17 protein-coding genes are annotated in these 16,181 nt (G+C 65.3%); 13 read left to right on the top strand and 4 right to left on the bottom strand.

The window, feature by feature from the left end; translation table 11 throughout:
• Positions 1-88: 88 nt before the first annotated feature.
• Positions 89-973 (bottom strand): phosphoserine phosphatase SerB, encoded by an 885-nt coding sequence (gene serB / locus FFS18_RS16970; protein ID WP_137871744.1) that lies wholly within the window; start codon positions 971-973, stop codon positions 89-91.
• On the opposite strand from serB, the gene miaA reads away from it, so the two are divergent.
• From miaA to FFS18_RS16930, 8 genes are all read left to right on the top strand, one after another.
• Complete coding sequence (gene miaA, locus FFS18_RS16965; protein ID WP_137871743.1) at positions 972-1,928, top strand: tRNA (adenosine(37)-N6)-dimethylallyltransferase MiaA; 957 nt, start codon at positions 972-974, stop codon at positions 1,926-1,928. The two genes, serB and miaA, sit on opposite strands and share 2 nt — an antisense overlap.
• 75 nt (positions 1,929-2,003) lie before the next feature.
• Positions 2,004-3,758 carry an acetolactate synthase 3 large subunit gene (locus FFS18_RS16960; RefSeq protein ID WP_171005354.1) on the top strand — a complete coding sequence of 585 codons (1,755 nt, stop codon included), beginning with the start codon at positions 2,004-2,006 and terminating at the stop codon, positions 3,756-3,758.
• Between the two features lie 4 nt (positions 3,759-3,762).
• On the top strand, positions 3,763-4,278 hold the full coding sequence (ilvN, locus tag FFS18_RS16955) for an acetolactate synthase small subunit (RefSeq protein ID WP_120215842.1): 516 nt from the start codon (positions 3,763-3,765) through the stop codon (positions 4,276-4,278).
• A gap of 123 nt (positions 4,279-4,401) precedes the next feature.
• The gene (gene ilvC / locus FFS18_RS16950; protein ID WP_137871742.1) at positions 4,402-5,436 is read left to right on the top strand and encodes a ketol-acid reductoisomerase; all 1,035 of its coding nucleotides are present in this window, start codon (positions 4,402-4,404) and stop codon (positions 5,434-5,436) included.
• A gap of 205 nt (positions 5,437-5,641) precedes the next feature.
• Positions 5,642-6,256, top strand: a complete 615-nt coding sequence (locus FFS18_RS16945; protein WP_137871741.1) for a DUF6151 family protein — start codon at positions 5,642-5,644, stop codon at positions 6,254-6,256.
• Between the two features lie 66 nt (positions 6,257-6,322).
• A complete protein-coding gene (locus FFS18_RS16940; RefSeq protein ID WP_137871740.1) occupies positions 6,323-7,459 on the top strand; it encodes an 8-amino-7-oxononanoate synthase in 1,137 nt (378 codons plus the stop codon).
• Entirely contained in the window at positions 7,456-8,184 is a 729-nt protein-coding gene (gene bioD, locus FFS18_RS16935; RefSeq protein WP_137871739.1) for an ATP-dependent dethiobiotin synthetase BioD, read from the top strand. The genes FFS18_RS16940 and bioD overlap by 4 nt, the downstream gene beginning before the upstream one ends.
• Before the next feature lie 104 nt (positions 8,185-8,288).
• Complete coding sequence (locus tag FFS18_RS16930; RefSeq protein WP_137871738.1) at positions 8,289-9,545, top strand: adenosylmethionine--8-amino-7-oxononanoate transaminase; 1,257 nt, start codon at positions 8,289-8,291, stop codon at positions 9,543-9,545.
• A gap of 259 nt (positions 9,546-9,804) precedes the next feature.
• On the opposite strand, the gene FFS18_RS16925 is transcribed toward FFS18_RS16930, so the two are convergent.
• Complete coding sequence (locus FFS18_RS16925) at positions 9,805-10,290, bottom strand: YHS domain-containing (seleno)protein (RefSeq protein WP_137871737.1); 486 nt, start codon at positions 10,288-10,290, stop codon at positions 9,805-9,807.
• A gap of 173 nt (positions 10,291-10,463) precedes the next feature.
• Between FFS18_RS16925 and FFS18_RS16920 the strand changes: the two genes are divergently transcribed.
• From FFS18_RS16920 to leuA, 5 genes are all read left to right on the top strand, one after another.
• The gene (locus FFS18_RS16920; RefSeq protein ID WP_137871736.1) at positions 10,464-10,868 is read left to right on the top strand and encodes a hypothetical protein; all 405 of its coding nucleotides are present in this window, start codon (positions 10,464-10,466) and stop codon (positions 10,866-10,868) included.
• A gap of 259 nt (positions 10,869-11,127) precedes the next feature.
• Positions 11,128-11,769 carry a YceI family protein gene (locus FFS18_RS16915; RefSeq protein WP_137871735.1) on the top strand — a complete coding sequence of 214 codons (642 nt, stop codon included), beginning with the start codon at positions 11,128-11,130 and terminating at the stop codon, positions 11,767-11,769.
• A gap of 175 nt (positions 11,770-11,944) precedes the next feature.
• The gene (locus FFS18_RS16910; RefSeq protein ID WP_137871734.1) at positions 11,945-12,307 is read left to right on the top strand and encodes a hypothetical protein; all 363 of its coding nucleotides are present in this window, start codon (positions 11,945-11,947) and stop codon (positions 12,305-12,307) included.
• A gap of 140 nt (positions 12,308-12,447) precedes the next feature.
• The gene (locus tag FFS18_RS16905) at positions 12,448-12,933 is read left to right on the top strand and encodes a rhodanese-like domain-containing protein (protein ID WP_137871733.1); all 486 of its coding nucleotides are present in this window, start codon (positions 12,448-12,450) and stop codon (positions 12,931-12,933) included.
• Between the two features lie 201 nt (positions 12,934-13,134).
• Positions 13,135-14,799, top strand: a complete 1,665-nt coding sequence (gene leuA, locus FFS18_RS16900; protein WP_137871732.1) for a 2-isopropylmalate synthase — start codon at positions 13,135-13,137, stop codon at positions 14,797-14,799.
• A 3-nt stretch (positions 14,800-14,802) separates the two neighbouring features.
• On the opposite strand, the gene FFS18_RS16895 is transcribed toward leuA, so the two are convergent.
• Complete coding sequence (locus FFS18_RS16895) at positions 14,803-15,684, bottom strand: GTP pyrophosphokinase (RefSeq protein ID WP_212743068.1); 882 nt, start codon at positions 15,682-15,684, stop codon at positions 14,803-14,805.
• A 104-nt stretch (positions 15,685-15,788) separates the two neighbouring features.
• Positions 15,789-16,181, bottom strand: a 393-nt coding sequence (locus FFS18_RS17655) for a hypothetical protein (RefSeq protein WP_212743067.1), incomplete at its 5' end; no start/stop codon positions are given.

Below are 16,181 nucleotides of genomic sequence, written 5' to 3'. Positions count from 1 at the left end.
CCTGTGCCCCTCCACCACCCTTCGGGTGGTCCCCCTCCCCCGTTGGGGGAGGATCGGCTACGTCCGCTTCCGGCCGTTACCTGCCCCCCTACCCCAGCACCCAGTTCCGCCGCGGATAGCCTTGCGCCCACAGCAGCGCGGTCAGGTCATGATGCCGCACCACCGCCGCCGCGGCCTCGCCCGCCGCGGGGTGCGGGTAGTATCCGACCCCCAGCCCGGCCGACGTGATCATCGGAATATCGTTCGCACCGTCACCCACCGCCAGCGTGTCGGCAAGCGGCAGGCCGTGCTTCGCCGCCTCGGCCTTCAGCGTCTCCAGCTTTGCGGCGCTGTCGACGATCGGCTCGATCACCCGGCCGGTCAGCTTGCCGTCCTTTATCTCCAATTCGTTCGCCAGCACCTTGTCAAACCCGATCGCTTCGCCGACCGGCCCCGCGAACGGCATGAAGCCCCCCGACACCAGCACCGACCACGCGCCATGCGCCTTCATCGTCTGCACCAAAGTCCGCGCGCCGCGCGTCAGCTTCACCCGCTCCATCCGGCATTCGACCAGGGTCGCCTCGGGCATCCCCGCCAGCAACCCGACCCGCTCGACCAGCGCCGCGCGGAAATCCAGCTCGCCGCGCATGGCGCGCTCGGTGATCGCCGCAATCTCGGGCTTCAGCCCCGCATAATCGGCGAGTTCGTCGATGCACTCGACGGTGATCATCGTCGAATCCATGTCGGCGATGATCAGTTTCTTGGTGCGGTCGCCCTGCGGCTGCACGATCGTGTCGAGCGATCCATGGTCCATCAGCGCCAGTTCCTTGCGCGCGCTGACCAGGCTGCCGTGAAAGACGATATCGGCGGCGTCGCCCTCGTCGAGCCAGTGCGGCGCGCCGACGTCATGGCCGGTTGCGTCGAGCCGATCGATCGCTTCGCGAACCACCTCGTCGGTCAGCTTTCCGGCTGCTATCAGCGTCGCGACGAACATGGCTGCTCCTTTATCCTCTTTCGGCCCAAGGCCTCCTGTCGCACTTATCGCCGGACCCACCGCCAGCGGCAAGAGCGCATTGGCGGTGGCGGTGGCAAAAGCCGTCGGGGGCGTCGTGATCAACGCCGACGCCAGCCAGGTCTATGCCGACCTCGCGATTCTCTCAGCCCGCCCGAGCGACGACGAAATGGCGGGCATCCCGCACCATCTCTTCGGCCATATCGACGCGGCTGACCCGCATAATGCCGCACGCTGGGCCGACGAAGCGCGCGCCGCGATCGCCGCCGCGCACGCCGCGGGCGACATCCCGATCCTCGTCGGCGGTACCGGCCTCCATATCCGCACCCTGCTCGACGGCATTTCCCCCATCCCCGAGATCGACCTCGACATTCGCGCCGCGGTGCGCGCCTTGCCCGTCGCCGACGCCCACGCCGCGCTCGCCCGCGAAGATCCCGATACCGCCGCCCGCCTCAATCCCGCCGACACTACCCGCATCGCCCGCGCGCTCGAAGTCGTCCGCTCGACCGGTCGCCCGCTCGGCCACTGGCACGCGGCGCATAGCGGCGGCATCGGCGACACGATCACCCTCGCCCCGCTGATCCTGCTGCCGCCGCGCGAATGGCTGCGGGGTCGCTGCGACGAGCGGCTGGTCCAGATGTTCGATCATGGCGCGATCGCCGAGGTCGAAGCGCTGCTCGCGCGCAACCTCGACCCCGACCTGCCCGCGCTGCGCGCGATCGGCGTCCCGCAAATCGCGCAATATCTGTCTGGCGCCATCGACCGCAGCGAAGCACTTACCCTGACGCAGGCCGCCACGCGCCAATATGCCAAGCGTCAATATACCTGGTTCCGCAACCAGCCACCGGCGGACTGGTCACGCCACACCGAGTCACTAAACTACGATTCTATTGATGAATTAGCAATTTTATTACGTCAAAGGCTGTTGACAGGATAGAATCATACACCTATTGCCCGCAACCCTGTTGCAGCGCACAAGCGCAGCGTTTTTGCGCCAAGAAGGAGTTTCGTCGTGACGGAAATGAGCGGTGCCGACATGGTGGTTCAGGCGCTGGTCGACCTCGGGGTCGATACGGTGTTCGGCTATCCGGGCGGCGCGGTGCTTCCGATCTACGACGCGCTTTTCAAGCACCCGACGATCAAGCACATCCTCGTCCGCCACGAACAGGCCGCGACCCACGCCGCCGAGGGCTATGCGCGCTCGACGGGCAAGCCCGGCGTCGTGCTCGTCACCTCGGGCCCCGGCGCGACCAATGCGGTCACGGGGATTACCGACGCATTGCTCGACTCGATCCCGATGGTCGTGCTCACCGGGCAGGTGCCGACGACGCTGATCGGCACCGACGCGTTCCAGGAATGCGACACCGTCGGCATCACGCGCCACTGCACCAAGCATAATTATCTGGTGATGGACCCCGACCGGCTCGGCCCGATCCTGCACGAGGCCTTTTACATCGCGACCCACGGCCGCCCCGGCCCGGTGGTCATCGACATTCCGAAAAACGTCCAGGTCGCAACCGGCACCTATTCGATCCCAAACCGGATCGACCATAAAAGCTATCGCCCCCAGGTCGATCCCGACGCCGCCGCGATCACCCAGGCCGCCGCGATGATCGCCGCCGCCGAGCGCCCGATCTTCTACACCGGCGGCGGGGTCATCAACGCCGGCCCCGACGCCAGCGCGGCGCTGCGCCAGCTGGTCGCGCTCACCGGCGCGCCGGTCACCTCGACGCTGATGGGGCTCGGTGCTTTCCCGGCGGACGATGACAAGTGGCTCGGCATGCTCGGCATGCACGGCACCTATGAATCGAACATGGCGATGAACCGCGCCGACCTGATCATTGCAGTCGGCGCGCGCTTCGACGACCGCGTCACCGGCCGCCTCGACGCTTTCTCGCCCGATTCCAAAAAGATCCACATCGACATCGACAGAAGCTCGATCAACAAGATCGTCCCCGTCGACCTCGCGATCGTCGGCGATGCCGGGCGCGCGCTCGATGCGCTGATCGCCGTGTGGGGCGACAAGGGTTATAAGGCGCGCGACCTCGGCGAATGGTGGCGCCGCATCGACGGCTGGCGCGCCACCCGCTGCCTCGACTTTCCCGAAAAGAAAGAGGATGGCGCCGAAATCATGCCGCAGCGCGCGGTCAAGGCGCTGTTCGACGCAACCCGCGGCCGCGATCCGATCATCACCACTGAAGTCGGCCAGCACCAGATGTGGGCGGCGCAGCATTTCCATTTCGACAGCCCCAACCGCTGGCTCACCAGCGGCGGACTCGGCACGATGGGCTATGGTTTCCCGGCCGCGGTCGGCGCGCAGATCGCGCACCCCGACCGCCTCGTCATCTGCGTCGCGGGCGAAGCCTCGCTCCAGATGAACATCCAGGAAATGGGCACCGTCAGCCAGTACCGCCTGCCGGTGAAGATCTTCATCCTCAACAATCAGTGGATGGGCATGGTCCGCCAGTGGCAGGAACTCACCTACGAAAGCCGCTATTCGAACAGCTATTCGGACAGCCTGCCCGATTTCGTGAAGCTCGCCGACGCCTATGGCTGGACCGGCATCCGCATCGACAATCTGGGCGAACTGGCGGACGGCATCCAGCGGATGATCGATACCCCCGGCCCGGTGATCGTCGACTGCCGCGTCGCGCAGCTCGCCAACTGCTTCCCGATGATCCCCTCGGGCGCTGCGCACACCGACATGATCCTCCAGCCGAACGACATCACCGGCACGATGGACGACGAAGCGAAAGCACTGGTCTAAGCCGATGAAAATCCACACCGAAGCGGGCGAGCGCCATGTGCTCGCCGTCACCGTCGATAACGAAGCCGGCATTCTTGCCAAGATCACCGGGCTGTTTTCGGCGCGCGGCTATAATATCGAAAGCCTGACCGTCGCCGACATCAGCGCCGATCATGCCTTGTCGCGCATTACCATCGTCACCAGCGGCCCGCCCGCGGTGATCGACCAGATCATCGCCCAGCTCGACCGGCTCGTTCCCGTCCACTCGGTCACCGACCTTGCCGACGGCGGCGCGCATGTCGAACGCGAGATCGCGCTCGTGAAGGTCGCGGGCACCGGCGACAAGCGCATCGAGGCGCTGCGCATGGCCGACGTCTTCCGCGCCAAGGTCGTCGACACGACGCTCACCAGCTTCATCTTCGAAATCACCGGGACGAGCGACAAGGTCGACCGCTTCATCGCGCTGATGCGCGAATGCGGGCTGGTCGAGGTCGGCCGCACCGGCGTCGTCGCCATCGCCCGCGGGTCGGAGGCGCTCTAGAGTTTACGTTTAGGGTCTCAACGATCGTCACCCCGGACTTGATCCGGGGTCCCGCTCAGCAACGTGAGAAGCGGGACCCCGGATCAAGTCCGGGGTGACGAAAGAGGAATAGGGAAGAATGACATGCAGGTTTATTACGATCGCGACGCCGACCAGGATCTGATCAAGGGCAAGAAGGTCGCCGTCGTCGGCTACGGCAGCCAGGGTCACGCGCACGCGCAGAACATGCGCGACAGCGGCGTCAAAGAAGTCGCGATCGCGCTCCGTCCCGGCTCGGCAACCGCCAAGAAGGCCGAAGCCGCGGGCTTCAAGGTGCTTTCCAACAAGGAAGCCGCCGAATGGGCCGACGTGATCATGATCGCCGCCCCCGACGAGCATCAGGCGAAAATCTACGCCGACGACATCGGCCCGAACATGAAGCCCGGCGCCGCGCTCGCCTTCGCGCACGGCCTCAATATCCATTTCGGCCTGATCGAAGCCCGCCCCGATATCGACGTCTTCATGGTCGCCCCCAAGGGACCCGGCCACACCGTGCGCAGCGAGTATCAGAAGGGCGGCGGCGTCCCCTGCCTGATCGCGGTCGCACAGGAAGCGAATGGCAACAGCGGCAACGGCCACGCCAAGGCGCTCGCACTCAGCTACGCCAGCGCCGTCGGCGGGGGCCGCAGCGGCATCATCGAAACCACCTTCAAGGAAGAGTGCGAAACCGACCTCTTCGGCGAGCAGGCGGTGCTTTGCGGCGGCATCACCCACCTGATCCAGGCGGGTTTCGAAACGTTGGTCGAGGCGGGCTACGCCCCCGAAATGGCCTATTTCGAATGCCTCCACGAAACCAAGCTGATCGTCGACCTGCTCTATGAAGGCGGCATCGCGAACATGCGCTATTCGATCTCGAACACCGCCGAATATGGCGACATCAAGACCGGCCCGCGCATCATCACCGCAGAAACCAAGGCCGAAATGAAGCGCGTCCTCCAGGACATCCAGTCGGGCCGCTTCGTCAAGGATTTCGTGCTCGACAACCAGGCCGGCCAGCCCGAACTGAAAGCCAGCCGCAAGGCCGCCGCCGCGCACCCGATCGAAAAGACCGGCGCCGAACTGCGCGCGATGATGCCGTGGATCGCCAAGAACAAGCTGGTCGACAAGGCGGTGAACTGACGGGAACGATCCTCCCTGTGGCCGCAGGCCATGGGGAGGTGGCAGCGCGAAGCGCTGACGGAGGGGCAATAACGCGACGCCGCGGCCCCTCCACCATATGCTTCGCGAACGGTCCCCCTCCCCATGGCTTCGCGACAGGGAGGATCAGGCACAAGCAGACCCCGAGACCCTTCCGCATCGGCAGCCAAAACGCTAACGACCGACCATGTCGTCCCCCCTCCCCTTCGCCTGCCGATGCGGCGCCGTCACCGGCACCTTGCTCGATGTCGGCCCGGATCAGGGTGACCATGTCGTCTGCCATTGCACCGACTGCCAGGATCTGACGCGCCACCTTGGCCATGCCGAGCATGTGCTCGATGCGCATGGCGGCAGCGCGCTCTACCAGTCGCGCTGCGCGCGCCTGCGGCTCGACACCGGCCGCGATCAGCTCGCCTGCGTCCATCTCACCGACAAGCCGACGCTGCGCTGGTACGCCGTCTGCTGCGGCATGCCGCTGTTCAACACCTATGCGAACGGCAAGCTGCCCTATATCACCACCCAGCTCGCCGCCTGCGATCCCGCGACGCGGCACACGCTGATCGGCCCGCCGCGCGGCCATCTCTTCACCGACGACGGCATCGGCGATACCAGCGCGCTGCCCAGGATGAGCATGGGCAAACTGATGCGCCGCTTCTTCCCGCGCATGCTCCGCGACCTCCTCTCGGGCGACCGCCGCCGCTGCCCGCTTTTCGACCCCAAGACCCTCGAACCGATCGCCACGCCCCGCCGCCTGACCGCCGAAGAACGGCAGGCGCTGCGCGGCAGTCACCGCACAGACTAGGAAATTTCGTCAGCGCGGCGAAAGCGGGATCCCCGCCATCGTGGGCGTGACCAGAGAAAGAAATCCATGGCGCCCTCTCCCTTCGCCGCCCATCACGCCGACCTCGCGGCGCTCGCGCACGACAACCGCCGCCGCGCCCTCGCGCCGCGCACCGGCCGCGACTTTGCCTCGAACGACTATCTCGGGCTCGCCGACAGCGACGCGATGCGCGACGCGCTCGCCGCCGGGATCGCGCGCGGGCTTCCCACCGGCTCGGGCGGCTCGCGCCTGCTGCGTGGCAACCATCCCGAACATGAAGCGCTCGAAGCGCACGCCGCGCGCCATTATGGCAGCGAGGCGGCGCTGTTCTTTCCCACCGGCTTCGCCGCCAACGCCGCGCTGTTCGCGGCGCTGCCGCAGCGCGGCGACCTTGTCGTCCACGACGAGCTGATCCACGCCAGCGCCCACGACGGCATGAAGCTCGGCCGCGCCGGGACCGTCGCCGCCGCGCACAACGACGCGCAGGCGTTCGACGACATCATCACCGGCTGGCGCGCCGGCGGCGGCACGGGAACGCCGTGGATCGCGGTCGAAAGCCTCTATTCGATGGACGGCGACCGCGCCCCGCTCGCCGCGCTCGCCGCCGTCGCCGACCGCCACGACGCGATCCTCGTCGTCGACGAAGCCCACGCCACCGGCGTATTCGGTCCCGGCGGCGCCGGGCTCGCATACGGTTTGGCGCGCCGCAACAATCTGATCACCCTTCACACCTGCGGCAAGGCGCTGGGGGCCGAAGGTGCGTTGCTCTGCGCCCCCGCCATCGCCTGCGACTTCCTCGTCAACCGCGGCCGCCCGTTCATCTTCTCGACCGCCCCCTCGCCGCTCATGGCGTGGCTGGTGCGGCAGGCGATCGAGATCGTCGCGACCGAGCCCGAACGGCAGGCGCGCCTGCACGCCGTCGTTCGCCATGCTGCCGAACGCCTCGTCCCGCTCGGCGTCCCGGCCAGCGGCACACAAATCCTGCCCGTCGTCATCGGCGACAACCAGCGCACGATGCGGATCGCCGCGACGTTGCGCGATGCGGGTTTCGACATCCGCGGCATCCGCCCGCCGACCGTTCCCCACGGCACCGCCCGGCTACGCATCGCGATCACGCTGAATGTCGACGAAGCCGACGTCGATGCCATGGCCGACGCGCTGGCGGCGGCGATGGCCGCGGCATGACCCGCTTCGTCGTCACCGGCACCGACACCGGCATCGGGAAAACGATCTTCGCCGCCGCGCTCGCGGGCGCAACCGGCGCGCCATATTGGAAGCCAATCCAGGCAGGGCTAGACGACGAAACCGACAGTGAGACGGTCGCCAGACTCCTACCTGTCGCGCAGCGATGGGCAGGGGGACCGCCGCGAAGCGGTGGTGGAGGGGCGACGACGGTGCCTGAAAGCCCCTCCGTCAGTCCTGCGGACTGCCACCTCCCCATTGCTGCGCAACAGGGAGGAAACATCCTTCCCGAAGCCTATCGCCTCGTCACCCCCGCCTCGCCACACATCGCCGCCGAGATCGACGGCGTCACGATCGACCTCGACCGGCTCACCCCGCCCCCCGGCGACCTGATCGTCGAAGGCGCGGGCGGCGCGCTCGTCCCGGTGACGCGCACGACCCTCTACGCCGACATCTTCGCGCGCTGGCAAATCCCCGTCATCGTCTGCGCCCGCACCGCGCTCGGCACGATCAATCACAGCCTGCTGACGATCGAGGCACTGCGCGCGCGCGGCGTCCCCATCCACGGCCTCGCCTTCCTCGGCGACGCCGTGGAGGACAGCGAGGCGATCATCGCGGCAATCGGCGGTGTCCGCCGCCTGGGCCGCCTGCCGATCGTCGATCCGCTGACGCCGGAAAATCTGGCGGCGGCGTTTAACGCGAATTTCGATCTCACGGACTTCCAATAGACAATCGTCATCCCGGCGAAGGCCGGGATCTCGCCGGTGCGTTTTCCCGACAGGGTGAGATCCTGGCTTTCGCCGGGATGACGGAATTGAGTAAGGCCCAGGCCATGACCACCAACCATTCCCCCATCTGGCACCCCTTCACCCAGCATGGCCTCGGCGACGCCATCCCGCTGATCGCCCGCGGCGACGGTGCGCGGCTTTACGACGCCGACGGCAACCACTGGATCGACGCCATCTCCAGCTGGTGGGTCACCACCCACGGTCACGCGCACCCGCGCATCATGGCCGCGATCCGCGCCCAGTCCGAAAAGCTCGACCAGCTCATCTTCGCGGGCTGGACCCACGAACCCGCCGAAAGCCTTGCCGCCGAACTGGTCCGCATCACGCCCGATCCGCTCACCCGCGTCTTCTTCTCGGACTCGGGTTCGACCAGTGTCGAGGTCGCGCTCAAAATGGCGCTCGGCTATTGGTATAACATCGGCGAACCACGCCACCGCATCCTCGTCCTCGAACATAGCTATCATGGCGACACGATCGGCACGATGTCGGTCGGCGAGCGCGGCGTGTATAACCGCGCCTGGCAGCCTTTGCTGTTCGACGTCGACACCATCCCCTTTCCGCACGAGGGGCTTGAGCAAGCCACCCTCGACGCGCTCGAAGCGGCGTGCGCAGCCAAACCCGCGGCCTTCATCGTCGAACCGCTGATCCTCGGCGCGGGCGGCATGCTCATTTATGCGCCATGGGTGCTCGCCGAAATGCGCAGCATCTGCGCGCGCCACGGCGTCCTCTTCATCGCCGACGAGGTGATGACCGGCTGGGGGCGCACCGGCACCCGCTTCGCCTGCGACCAGGCGGGGGTGATCCCCGACATCATGTGCCTCTCCAAAGGCCTCTCCGGCGGCAGCCTGCCGCTCGCGGTCACGCTCTGCATCGAGCCGATCTTCGCGGCGCATTATTCGACCGACCGCGCCAAAACCTTCTATCATTCCAGCAGCTACACCGCGAACCCGATCGCCTGCGCCGCCGCAGTCGCCAATCTCGAAATCTGGCGCGACGAACCGGTGCAGGGGCGCATCGACGCGCTCGCCGACGCACAGGCGGCGCATCTCGCGCTGCTCGGCCACGACCCGCGCATCGCGGGCCCCCGCCGCCTCGGCACCATCGCCGCGCTCGACATCGTCGTCCCCGACGGCGGCTATCTGTCCAACCTCGCCCCGCGCCTGATCGCCTTCTACCGCGACCACGGCATCCTCCTCCGCCCGCTCGGCAACACGCTGTATGTGATGCCGCCCTATTGCATCACGGCAGAGGAACTGGCGCAGGTGTGGGATGCGATCAGGGCGTCGCTGGAGGTGATATAGAGATGGCAGCTAACGACCGATAGCGGACATAGCCGATCCTCCCCCAACGGGGGAGGGGGACCACCCGAAGGGTGGTGGAGGGGCACAGGCGGTTTGCGCTGCGCTGGGCTGAAAGAACCAAGCTTTACGGGAACGTAGCAGGGGCGCACGACTTCGGCGGCAAGACAAACCGATGGTGCCCCTCCACCAGCTTCGCTGGTCCCCCTCCCCGTTCCGGGGAGGATCGGCTCGTCCGCTCCCCCCTTAGCAGACATCGACCTCACCCCCCAAATTTCGCATCCGCCGGCACCACCGCCCAATTCTTCTCCGCCGCCGCAATATAGCCCGCGCGGTCCTCGTCCCACTTCGCCTTCACCGCCTGATTGAAGTTCAGGTACAGCTTCCCATCGACCACCGCATAAGCCAGCGGGTCGCCCGGCGCGAGATAGCCGCGCGCCATCGCCCACGCGCAATGCCCGCCATAGCGCGGCATGAACGCTTCGGGATTGGCGGCAAAGCGCGCCGCATTGGCGGCGTTGGCGAAATGATAGACCGCGCCGTCATGCGCGACCGCGAAATCGGCGTCGCCCTTCACCGGCACCCCGTCGCCGTCGAAATAGCTCACCGCATCATAGCCGCTGACCGCAACATTGCCGCCTTCGACCCCGACATAGACCGGGGCGGCATAAGCCTGCGGGGTAAAGGCCGCGAGCGACAGCGGCGCCGTAGCCGCCGCGAGCAGAAAGAACAGGGCTTGGTTTTTCACGATCGATCTCCATCCGGGTCGAACGGCCCGATGCCGCCGCCCTTCGCTCCCAATTCGCGGCCAGGGCGCAAAGGGTTACGCGGACAGGTTCGGCTTAGGTTCATCTGCACGCTTCATGCTAAACGGCAGCGACAGCGGGTCCGCGACAGCGACCGGGAAGGCGATGAACGACGATGAACAAGGCCGGCCTTCTCCTCCCCCTTCTCGCCGCGCTCTCCCTCGCCATGCCCGCCGCGGCGCAGGACGACAGCCTCGCCCAATCGGCGCAGCCGCCGCAGCGCACCTCGGTGCTCTACACCTATGGCGACGAACCCTGTCCCGAGCCCGAGGGCAATGAAATCGTCGTCTGCGCGCAGCAGCCCGAATCCGAACGCTATCGGGTGCCCAAGGAACTGCGCGAGGAACTGAAGGACGATGCGCCGGTCGGCGGCGGCAGCTGGGCGTCAAAGGTCGAAGGCTATGACAATATTGCCCGCCAGACGCGCCCCGACAGCTGCTCGCCGGTTGGCAGCTATGGCTACACCGGCTGCGCCGCGCTGGCGCTGCGCCAATGGTTCGAGGCGCGCCGCGCCCGCTGACGCGATTCCTCGCAAGAATTTACCGTAGCCCTGAGCCTGTCGAAGGGCGTCTCTCGCCGATAAGCGCCCCCTTCGACTGCCTTGCAGGCGCTCAGGACAGGCTTCGACAGGCTCAGGGCTACGGTGCACGGGCTGCGGATCGCAGCGGACGCACAGAACACGGAACCATGCAGCGAAACGCAGCGTTTCCAGCCTCGTGATTGACCGCCACGCCGCGCGCGGCCTAGCTTGCGCGCACCCCCAACAGGAGATCATGTTCATGCGCCGCATCATCCCGCTCGCCGCCCTCGCCGCCGCCGTCGTCGCGGTTCCCGTCGTCGTCGCCCAAAGCCCCGGGATGCCGGGCGCCCCCGACAAGTCGCGCGTCGCCGCGGGCACCTATGCCGCCGACGCGGGGCACACGATGGTGGTCTGGGAAGTCGATCATTTCGGCTTCAGCGATTATAGCGGCATCTTCGGCGACGTCACCGGCACGCTCGTCATCGACCCCGCCAATCCCGCCGCGTCCAGGGTCGATGTGACGATTCCGGTCGCCAAGGTCACCACCGCCAGCAGCGGCCTCACCGGCCACCTTCTCCGCGCGGGCAAGGACGGCGGCAAGCCCGACTTCTTCGGCCCCGCCCCCGCCGACGCCAAATTCGTGTCGACCCGCGTCGTCTTGGGCGACGACGGCGACGAGGCGAAGGTCACCGGCAATCTGACCCTCAACGGCGTCACCAAGCCGGTCACCCTCGACGTCGATTTCCACGGCGCCGGGACCAACCCCTACAACAAGAAAGCCACCGTCGGCTTCAACGCCGAAACCACGATCCGCCGCAGCGATTTCGGCATCACCTACGGCATTCCCGCGGTCAGCGACGAAGTCGAACTCGAAATCCACGCCGCGTTCGAAAAGCAGTAAGCTTTCTTTTCGTCACCCCGGCGTAGGCCGGGGTCTCGCCGGTGCGGCCACGCGCGACGGCGATATTCCAGCTTGCGCCGGAATGACGGGAACGCACCCCAATCTGTCACACGCGCCGGGTAAAAACGGGGGCGGGATCTCACCGGTCCCGCCCCTTTTGCGAGGAGTGCGTGTGATGAGCGAACTGGTACGCGAAATTGTCGACGTGAACGCCTTCATCGGCGGCGACGAGGAAAATCCGCTGCTGACCGTCGAGGCCGAAGGGCTGACCCCGACCGCGGGCTGGACCAGTGTCCGGCTCGACCCGCACGTCTATGTCAGCCCGCCCGAAGACGGGGTGCAGGACTTCGACCTTGTCGGCGACCGGCCAGTCAGCGGCGACGAGGGCGACATGGCGGCGGTCGAGGCGGCATGGGAAGGACCGCTCCCCGAATGGCTGATCGCGGTGCGCGTCCATGCCGTCGACAATATGATTGAGGACGAGATTTTCGAGCCGTGGGACGAGGACGCCGACGACGCCGCGAGCGAGGCCGCCTGACCCACCCGCTTTCCGGTCCCCTGGACTGCGCCGGGCCCTATGCCCCCTCTTGGGTTGGCACCGCGGCCCGGCGGCATTTTCGGTTCATCGCGGGGCCAGCATCGCGGGCGTAACCTCCCCCCAACCAAGGGAGGACCATCATGCGTATCCTGCTGCTCGCCGCCGCATTCGCCGCCACCCCCGCGCTCGCGCAAGCCAACCCGCAAATCGACTATCCCGCCTTCCAGACGCTCACTGCCGGCGTCGCGCCCGCGCGGGCCAGTCGCCTGCTCGCCTTCGACGCGTTCAAGGCCGAAGCCGCCAAGCCCGGCACCCTCCTCCTCGACGCGCGCTCCAGCGACGCTTTCCGCCGCGGGCATATCAAGGGCGCGGTCAACCTGCCGCTGACCGACTTTACCGCGGACAGCCTCGCCGCGGTGATCGGCGCCAACCCCGACCGCCCTATCCTCATCTATTGCAACAATAATTTCCGCAACAATGTCGCCCCGGTGCCGGTCAAGGCGGCCGCGCTCGCGCTCAATATCCAGACCTTCATCAACCTCGTCGGCTATGGCTATCCCAATGTGTACGAGCTCGCCGACGTCGTCGATTTCAATGATCCCCAGGTGGAGTGGGTGAAGGGATAACACCCCGCCCACGCAATTTTCCCACTCCCCCCTTGCCAAGCGCGACATTTTGCATCATTGGCACGGCCATGAGCGGCAACGCCCTTCTTCTTCTGCGACTTACACGCCCTTGGGCGTGACACTGGCTGCGCGTTAGTCGCGGCCACCCGCCCAAGGGTCCGACCGACACACAGCGCCACCACCGGAAGAAGTTAGCTCACCATGACCATGCTCCGCGATCCGTCCGCGAAATATAGCCCCTTCCCGCAGGTTCCGCTCGCGACCCGCGAATGGCCCGCCCGCGTCACCACCGCGGCGCCGATCTGGCTCTCGACCGACCTTCGCGACGGCAACCAGTCGCTGATCGACCCGATGGATGCCGAGAAAAAGACCCGCTTCTTCGACCTGCTCGTGCGCATCGGGTTCAAGGAGATCGAGGTCGGCTTTCCCGCCAGCGGCGCGACCGACTTCGACTATATCCAGAACCTCGTGCGCTCGGGCCGCATCCCGGAGGGCGTCACTCCGCAGGTGCTGACGCAGAGCCGCGCCGACCTCATCCGCACCAGCTTCGACAGCCTGGAGGGCGCGAAAACCGCGATCGTCCACGTTTATAACGCGGTCAGCCCGGCGTGGCGCAAGATCGTCTTCGGCATGGAGATGGACGAGATCAAGGGCATCGCGATCGAGGGCGCAAAGCAGCTCCGCGACAATGCCGCGCGCCTCCCCGGCACCGACTGGCGCTTCGAATATAGCCCCGAAACCTTCTCGACCGCCGAGCTCGATTTCAGCATCGCGTGCTGCGAAGCGGTGATGGACATCCTCCAGCCCACCGCCGACAAGCCGATCATCCTCAACCTGCCCGCCACGGTCGAGGCCGCGACGCCGAACATCTACGCCGACCAGATCGAATATTTCTGCAAGAACCTTCCGAACCGCGACCGCGCGATCATCTCGCTGCACACCCACAACGACCGCGGCACCGGCGTCGCCGCGGCCGAGCTTGGCCTGCTCGCGGGCGCCGACCGCATCGAGGGCTGTTTGTTCGGCAATGGCGAGCGCACCGGCAACACCTGCCTCGTCACCATCGCGCTCAACATGTACACGCAGGGCGTCGACCCCGCGCTCGACTTCTCGAACATCGACGAAGTCATCCAGACGGTCGAATATTGCAACAACCTGCCCGTCCACCCGCGCCACCCCTATGGCGGCGAGCTGGTGTACACCGCCTTTTCGGGCAGCCATCAGGACGCGATCAAGAAGGGCTTCGCCGCGCGCGACCGCCAGAATGACGAACGCTGGGAAGTCCCTTATCTGCCCATCGACCCCGCCGACCTCGGCCGCAGCTATGAAGCGGTGATCCGCGTCAACAGCCAGTCGGGCAAGGGCGGCGTCGCCTGGGTGCTCGAACAGGACAAGGGGCTGAAACTGCCCAAGAAAATGCAGGCCAGCTTCAGCCACGTCGTGCAAGCCCTCGCCGACCAGACGAGCCGCGAACTCGGCGCCGAAGACATCTGGCACGCGTTCGAAGGCCAATATCTCGCCACATCGGGCAAGCGCTTCCAGCTCGTCGACTGGTCGGAGACGCACAGCGGCGCCGACCGCATCTTCGCCGGCAAGCTCACCATCGACGGCACCCCGCGCAGCGTCAGCGGCCGCGGCAACGGCCTGATGTCGAGCGTCATCGCGGCCTTGAGCGAAAGCGGCGGCCCGGTGATGGACATCGTCGACTATAGCGAGCACGCAATCGGCCAGGGCAGCAATGTGCAGGCCGCGGCGTACGTGGAGTGCCGCACGGCGGACGGCAAAAGCCTGTTCGGGTGCGGGCTGGATACCGACGTGGCGACGGCGAGTGTGCGGGCGATCCTCAGCGCGGCAAATGCGGCTTAAGCATTAGCCGTCCGCGCTTTCTCCAATGTCGTTAAGGAGCGGTTCCAACTGGCTTACCGTCATGGGCCATTCCTTGATAGCGTCTCGATAGTTCGTGGAAGCTGCCAAGTAGACAAGCAGCACTGATGGCTGAGAGAATATCGGATTTCTCTCAGCTAAATGATCTCGAATCTTTTGAGGTATATAAGGCTTTGATTTTACAAGAGCATCCACCTGTTGCGCAAACTCGCTCGTGAAAAACTTTTCAAACGATCCCGCTAGAAGTCCCTCGATTGCGTTCGGCTTCGGCGCTACCCCGACGACGGCTTGATAGACGTCAGACGCCTTCCGAGTAAGTTCTCTAACAGAGGCAAGCGCCTTGTTCACGTCCTCAGTGACACGTTCAAAATAGTCGTTCGTAGCCTCCAGCAAAGCCATGCTCTTCGCAGCATTTCTTTGCATAATTGGCGTCGCAGCGATTTGAGGCTTATATATAGTATCATGCGTCAGTTCGCTATACGCATGCTGAAGTATCGTCTTAATCTGTACTTCACATGGAATATCTTTCGGTACGACTATTTTTCCACAGGAAAATTCTTCATTTGGTCGAACGACGTAGTGCAATGCAGCGTAGTCAAATTCGATTGGCCTCGCCTTTCGCTCCTCTTCATGATCCCGGTCTTTCGAGAGAGACCATCCTCGGATTGATGTCAGGACCTCCTGAACCAGCTTCATGTCGGAACCCAGTAGGACGACAAACCGAACGCCGACCTTGTCAGTTATATCGTCATATGGGTTCTGATAGTTTTTTCCCGGTCTGTAAAACGCCTTTTCAATCAGCTTGTGGCCCTCCTTCAACCGAGGCACCACCGGGATCTTCAGAAAGTAGTCCACTTCGACCGGCAATCGTCCGCGCAACCCATCCTTGATCGCGTCGGCAATGGAATGCCCCCACGCTAGGTAGGCGTCCTTTTCGACGCCCCAACGATCCAGCAGATCTCTTTCCCGTGTCATTCCGGATTTTCGATCTCACCCTTGATGGTGATCCGCGTGACAATGCCACCATCGGCTTCGACAGTCTCCATGGTCACCATTTCAGCAAAAGCCTGAGGCGGTCCAGACAGCGTGACCTTGTTCCCAAACCTAACATGGCGCAGCTTCAGATTTCCTTGAACCTCCCGCAGATCCTTATCGACTGCTCGTGCTGGGAATCCCTGCCCTCGCATAAATGCGACGTAATTGTCCGCCACGTCATTGGGGAGATAATTGTCTGCAAACTGCTGGACCTGAATTGACGTGCTCCCCTGAAATGTGACCGATTTTGAGTAGAGTCCGACACGAAGGAGTCGGACAGAATGAAGCGAAGCAGGTTCAGCGAAGAGCAGATCATCGCGATATTGAAG

The organism is Sphingopyxis sp. 2PD, assembly GCF_005503695.1.
Taxonomy (GTDB): Bacteria; Pseudomonadota; Alphaproteobacteria; order Sphingomonadales; family Sphingomonadaceae; genus Sphingopyxis.
Note: the sequence above shows the minus strand (reverse complement) of the source record. Positions and strands in the feature narration are given on the sequence as shown.